This window comes from Alcanivorax sp. HI0044 (assembly GCF_001634945.1).
Genome location: NZ_LWEZ01000051.1, coordinates 1 through 896 on the forward strand (window position 1 = coordinate 1; position 896 = coordinate 896).

An 896-nucleotide genomic window follows, 5' to 3' on the forward strand; every position below is an offset into this window, starting at 1 on the left:
GACCTACGGAGACTATTTGATCCCCGGGTTCAATGTCGGCTTAGGCGTAGCGCGTAGGTCGTGTTAGGCGAAGCCGTAACCCGACATCTGGCGTCGCTATGGAGGTAAACGGCAAATGTCGGCTTACGCCTTTAGGCTAAGCCGACCTACAAAACCTATACTAAAACCCACCTTACTCCTGAATTGTTAGACAAAAATCTTCTGGCGTTATCATCCTAACCCCAAGTATTAAAAGACCTGCGTCACCAATACGTATGAATTACGTAGGGTAAGTGCTGCAAACCATTCGCATTGCAGTAAACAAACTGTAAAATGCCGCAGCTTGTCATATGGATGACAAAAAAAAGTACGCATAATCCGCCCCTCGATGTCAGAACAGCTGGATAGGATGTCCTTAGTGCAGTTTTCTTCACAGTTAACCCGTTGGAGTCTCGGGGGGCTGGCCTTTCTGTGTGCCACCAGCGCCCAGGCCGCTTCGCCTTGGGTGCCCGCCGGGGACCTGTCCGCACGCCATCACATCGAGGCGCTGCAGTCCCAGGGTTGCCTGGATGGCGTTACCCTCAGTTGGCCCATCAGCTGGGCCGCGCTGATGAAAAGCTACCGCCTTGCCCGCCATAGCCTCCCGGAAGCCGACGCCAAACGCTGTGAAAACCAGCACGCCGCGTTTCTGGAAAAAGCCCTCCAGAAAGCACAGAAAAGCACCCGCGGTGTTTCCATTGAGCTGGGCGGCGCCAACCAGGAGCCGCTCTACACCAGCTTTGATACCCAGGTAGAAGACGAAGTTACCAGCCAGGTGGCACTTTACGGCATGGGCGACCGCTGGGCCGGGCAACTGGCCATTGGCTATGTGGACGGCGAGCGCGACAACCAATATGTGCGCCTGGACGACACCTACC

At 55.4% G+C, this 896-nt stretch carries 1 pseudogene; it reads left to right on the forward strand.

From position 1 onward, the window contains the following. Nucleotides 1–388: 388 nt before the first annotated feature. Nucleotides 389–896 (forward strand): annotated as a pseudogene (locus tag A3730_RS00605) (capsule assembly Wzi family protein); the annotation flags it as partial.